Here is a 5,359-nt window from a genome sequence, read left to right as displayed (position 1 = left end):
GCGATCACCGCCATCTTCCGCTTCTTCTTTGCACTCATGCTTTTTTGCTGAGGATCTTTTCCCCTCATATAAGAAAAGGGCCGGCACCTACCTATTTTCCCAGGTCGTCTCCAACCAAGTATCTTCGGCACGATCGAGCTTAACTTCTGTGTTCGGGATGGGAACAGGTGGAACCTCGACGTCATCGGCACCGGCCATGCTATGCTTTTCGTATAGCCTAAGCCTAACATATTCACTTTTCTTCTTGAGAGTCATGCACCCTCAAAACTGAATATTGAAACCGCTGGCAAATGCAGAACCGTTGTGGTCAAGCCCTCGACCTATTAGTACGCACTAGCTGCACGTGTCACCACGCTTCCACTCTGCGCCTATCAACCTTGTAGTCTTCAAGGGGTCTTACCTGATTACTCAGTGGGATATCTTATCTCCAGGCCGGCTTCACGCTTAGATGCTTTCAGCGTTTATCCGATCCGCACTTAGCTGCCCAGCTATGCCCTTGGCAGAACAACTGGTGCACCAGAGGTGCGTCCATCCCGGTCCTCTCGTACTAGGGACAGATCCTGTCAAATATCCTACGCCCACGACAGATAGGGACCGAACTGTCTCACGACGTTCTGAACCCAGCTCGCGTACCGCTTTAATTGGCGAACAGCCAAACCCTTGGGACCGAATACAGCCCCAGGATGCGATGAGCCGACATCGAGGTGCCAAACCTCCCCGTCGATGTGGACTCTTGGGGGAGATCAGCCTGTTATCCCCAGGGTAACTTTTATCCGTTGAGCGACGGCATTTCCACTCACATACCGCCGGATCACTAACTCCAACTTTCGTTACTGCTCGACGTGTCTGTCTCGCAGTTAGGCTGGCTTATGCGTTTGCACTCTTTGGCTTGGTTTCCGTCCAAGCTGAGCCAACCTTTGAACGCCTCCGCTACATTTTAGGAGGCGACCGCCCCAGTCAAACTGCCCACCTGACAATGTCCCCCGACCCGGTTCAGGGCCGCAGGTTAGAATTCCAGTATCACAAGAGTGGTATCCCAAGGTTGACTCCGCAGAAGCTGACGCCTCTGTTTCTTAGTCTCCCACCTATCCTGTACATGTAATACCGAAACCCAATATCAGGCTACAGTAAAGCTCCATGGGGTCTTTCCGTCTTGTCGCGGGTAACCGGCATCTTCACCGGTACTACAATTTCGCCGGGCGGGCTGTTGAGACAGTGCCCAAATCATTACACCATTCGTGCGGGTCAGAACTTACCTGACAAGGAATTTCGCTACCTTAGGACCGTTATAGTTACGGCCGCCGTTTACTGGGGCTTCAATTCAGTGCTTGCACACATCCTCTTAACCTTCCAGCACCGGGCAGGTGTCAGCCCGTATACGTCATCTTTCGATTTAGCACAGACCTGTGTTTTTGCTAAACAGTTGCTTGGGCCTATTCTCTGCGGCTCTGTTTCCAGAGCACCCCTTATCCCTAAGTTACGGGGTCAACTTGCCGAGTTCCTTAACAACCCTTCTCCCGTTGGCCTTAGAATCTTCTTCCTACCTACCTGTGTCGGTTTGCGGTACGGGCGCCTTGTCAATACATGTGGCTTTTCTCGCCATCGTCCAGGTATGCTTCCCTACTAAATTTCAGTCCCTTTCGCCCGGGGCAACCAACGCCCGGGTCATACCCTTTCAATGTGTCCCCACACTTAACAACTTCGGCGGCTACGGAATCTCTACCGTATGTGCATCGGCTACGCCTTTCGGCCTCACCTTAGCTCCCGGCTGACTTGGAGCGGACGAACCTTGCTCCAAAAACCTGAGGCTTTCGGCCATGTAGATTCTCACTACATTCGCGCTACTTATTCCGGCATTCTCACTTGTATGTCGTCCACCGCCGCTTTCGCTACGACTTCTCCCAACATACAACGCTCCCCTACCCAGACTTGCGTCTGCCTAAGCTTCGGTGCAGGTTTTAGCCCCGTTGAATTTTCGGCGCAGAGTCACTCGACTAGTGAGCTATTACGCACTCTTTGAATGAGTGGCTGCTTCTAAGCCAACATCCTAGTTGTCTTCGCAACTCCACATCCTTTTCCACTTAAACCTGCTTTGGGACCTTAGCTGTAGATCTGGGCTGTTTCCCTCTTGACAATGAGACTTATCTCACACTGTCTGACTCCTGCACATCAATATTCCGGCATTCAGAGTTTGATAGGCTTCGGTAGTCTCTCGACCCCTAGGCCATTCAGTGCTTTACCTCCGGATATCTAATGCAAGGCTAGCCCTAAAGCTATTTCGGGGAGAACCAGCTATCTCCGAGTTCGATTGGAATTTCTCCGCTACCCACAGTTCATCACCGACCTTTTCAACGGGCGTGTGTTCGGACCTCCATGGAGTTTTACCTCCACTTCATCCTGACCATGGGTAGGTCACCCGGTTTCGGGCCCAATGCATGCAACTTAAGCGCCCATTTCAGACTCGCTCTCGCTGCGGCTTCACTGCTGAACAGCTTAACCTTGCTGCATACATTCGCTCGCCGGACCGTTCTACAAAAAGTACCATATCACACTTTGACGTGCTCTATGTGCTTGTAGGCACAGGGTTTCAGGTTCTTTTTCACTCCCCTCCCGGGGTGCTTTTCACCTTTCCTTCACAGTACTATACGCTATCGGTCACTGGGTAGTATTTAGGCTTGGAGGGTGGTCCCCCCGACTTCCCACGGGGTTTCACGTGCCCCGTGGTACTTTGGATCCTGCTCAGTCACTCCGGTTGTCGCCTACATGGCTCTCACATTCTTTGGCGTGCTTTCCCACACACTTCAGCTAACCGTTGTGAATCTTAAATGCAGTCCGTAACCCCAGAGGTATTTCTACCCCCGGTTTAGCCTCCTCCGCGTTCGCTCGCCACTACTTGCGGAATCTCGGTTGATTTCTTTTCCTCGCCCTACTTAGATGTTTCAGTTCAGGCGGTTCCCCACATATGCCTATTTGATTCAGCATATGTTACACGGACATGACTCCGTGTGGGTTTCCCCATTCAGAGATCTGCGGATCAATGTTTATTTGCAACTCCCCGCAGCTTATCGCAGCTTATCACGTCTTTCATCGGCTCCCAGTGCCAAGGCATTCGCCCTGCGCCCTTTCTAGCTTGACCGTTTTTTTGAGCTCGCTTTCGCAAACTCTAAGATTCTCCATTTGCCAACTATCAGAATTACGAAATTGTAGATTCTTTCGAACCTAAATTTGTTTCTTGTAGTCTTTTGCAGTTTCAATATTCAGTTTTCAAGGTGCATTCCGCTTCCGTCAGAGCCGTCCCCTCCGTATCCTGGGTGTTTCTCCAGGAAGCTCTCCCTTTCGGGAGTGGTGGGCTCAAGTGGACTCGAACCACCGACCTCACGCTTATCAGGCGTGCGCTCTAACCACCTGAGCTATGAGCCCACATCTGGTGGAGATGAGGAGGTTCGAACTCCTGACCCCCTGCGTGCAAGGCAGGTGCTCTCCCAGCTGAGCTACACCCCCATACCTGGGATGGTCTCCGTCTTTCGCGGTCTCTGAGTTCTCCGTCTGCCTTTCGGCAGCCAGGGCCCTCAAAATTAAACAATATAGGCTCTCACTTGTCTTTCCCTTGTTCCAGACGCCAGCCGCTTGCGCCGCTGCGTCTGCCTGACTCCTTAGAAAGGAGGTGATCCAGCCGCACCTTCCGATACGGCTACCTTGTTACGACTTCACCCCAATCACCAGTTTTACCTTCGGCGGCGTCCTCCTTGCGGTTAGACTACCGACTTCGGGTCCCCCCGGCTCTCATGGTGTGACGGGCGGTGTGTACAAGGCCCGGGAACGTATTCACCGCGGCATGCTGATCCGCGATTACTAGCAATTCCGGCTTCATGGAGGCGGGTTGCAGCCTCCAATCCGAACTGAGACTATTTTTCTGAGGTTTGCTCGGCCTCGCGACTTCGCTTCTCTCTGTTAATAGCCATTGTAGTACGTGTGTAGCCCAGGTCATAAAGGGCATGATGATTTGACGTCATCCCCACCTTCCTCCGTTTTGTCAACGGCAGTCTTGCTAGAGTCCTCTTGCGTAGTAACTAGCAATAAGGGTTGCGCTCGTTGCGGGACTTAACCCAACATCTCACGACACGAGCTGACGACAACCATGCACCACCTGTCTCCGTGTCCCGAAAGACTTCACATATCTCTATGCTATGCACGGGATGTCAAGACCTGGTAAGGTTCTTCGCGTTGCTTCGAATTAAACCACATACTCCACTGCTTGTGCGGGCCCCCGTCAATTCCTTTGAGTTTCAACCTTGCGGTCGTACTCCCCAGGTGGATTACTTATTGTGTTAACTGCGGCACGGAGGGGGTCAATCCCCCCACACCTAGTAATCATCGTTTACGGCATGGACTACCAGGGTATCTAATCCTGTTTGCTACCCATGCTTTCGAGCCTCAGCGTCAGTTGGTGCCCAGTAGGCCGCCTTCGCCACTGGTGTTCCTCCCGATATCTACGCATTCCACCGCTACACCGGGAATTCCGCCTACCTCTGCACTACTCAAGAACCGCAGTTTTGAATGCGTATACGGGTTGAGCCCGTAGATTTGACATCCAACTTGCAGTTCCGCCTGCGCTCCCTTTACACCCAGTAATTCCGGACAACGCTTGCCACCTACGTTTTACCGCGGCTGCTGGCACGTAGTTAGCCGTGGCTTCCTCCTCGAGTACCGTCATTTATTTCGTCCCCGAAGACAGAGGTTTACAATCCGAAGACCTTCTTCCCTCACGCGGCGTCGCTGCATCAGAGTTTCCTCCATTGTGCAATATCCCCCACTGCTGCCTCCCGTAGGAGTCTGGGCCGTGTCTCAGTCCCAATGTGGCCGTTCAACCTCTCAGTCCGGCTACCGATCGTCGCCATGGTGGGCCGTTACCTCACCATCTAGCTAATCGGACGCGAGTCCATCTTTCAGCGGATTGCTCCTTTGATCACTGCACCATGCGGTGCTGTGGTCTTATGCGGTATTAGCAGTCGTTTCCAACTGTTGTCCCCCTCTGAAAGGCAGGTTCCTCACGTGTTACTCACCCGTTCGCCACTAAGCTTTATCTTCGTCCATCCGAAAACTTCAGAATACAAAGCTCCGTTCGACTTGCATGTGTTAGGCGCGCCGCCAGCGTTCGTCCTGAGCCAGGATCAAACTCTTAATCAATGATATTAAAATCAGTTGACCTGAATTTAATCGCTTTCCACTCAGCACGCAATCGCTTGCGTCCTTTTGTGAATTACTTTAAAGGAATTTTTTATTTTTACGAGCAGGTTTCTTCCTGCTCTAAGGGTTCCTTCAAGCTTCTTCCTATATTGTTTAATTTTCAAGGTCCTGT

At 52.0% G+C, this 5,359-nt stretch carries 2 tRNA genes and 3 rRNA genes; all 5 read right to left on the bottom strand.

The annotated features are described in order from the left end of the window. Positions 1-78 precede the first annotated feature (78 nt). A 5S ribosomal RNA gene (rrf, locus tag H8S23_RS13745) occupies positions 79-195 on the bottom strand. 108 nt (positions 196-303) lie between these two features. Then, positions 304-3,136, bottom strand: a 23S ribosomal RNA gene (locus tag H8S23_RS13740). Between the two features lie 207 nt (positions 3,137-3,343). After that, positions 3,344-3,420 (bottom strand) — tRNA-Ile (locus H8S23_RS13735). A gap of 5 nt (positions 3,421-3,425) precedes the next feature. Next, a tRNA-Ala gene (locus H8S23_RS13730) sits at positions 3,426-3,501 on the bottom strand. Positions 3,502-3,657: 156 nt separating this feature from the next. Further along, positions 3,658-5,187: ribosomal RNA gene (locus H8S23_RS13725) — 16S ribosomal RNA — on the bottom strand. Together the 16S, 23S and 5S rRNA genes with 2 tRNA genes alongside form the textbook arrangement of a ribosomal RNA operon. Positions 5,188-5,359 lie beyond the last annotated feature (172 nt).

It is taken from the genome of Anaerofilum hominis, assembly GCF_014287275.1.
Lineage (GTDB): Bacteria > Bacillota > Clostridia > Oscillospirales > Ruminococcaceae > Pygmaiobacter > Pygmaiobacter hominis.
The sequence above is the reverse complement of the archived record's forward strand: the minus strand, read 5'-3'. Positions and strand labels throughout refer to the sequence as shown.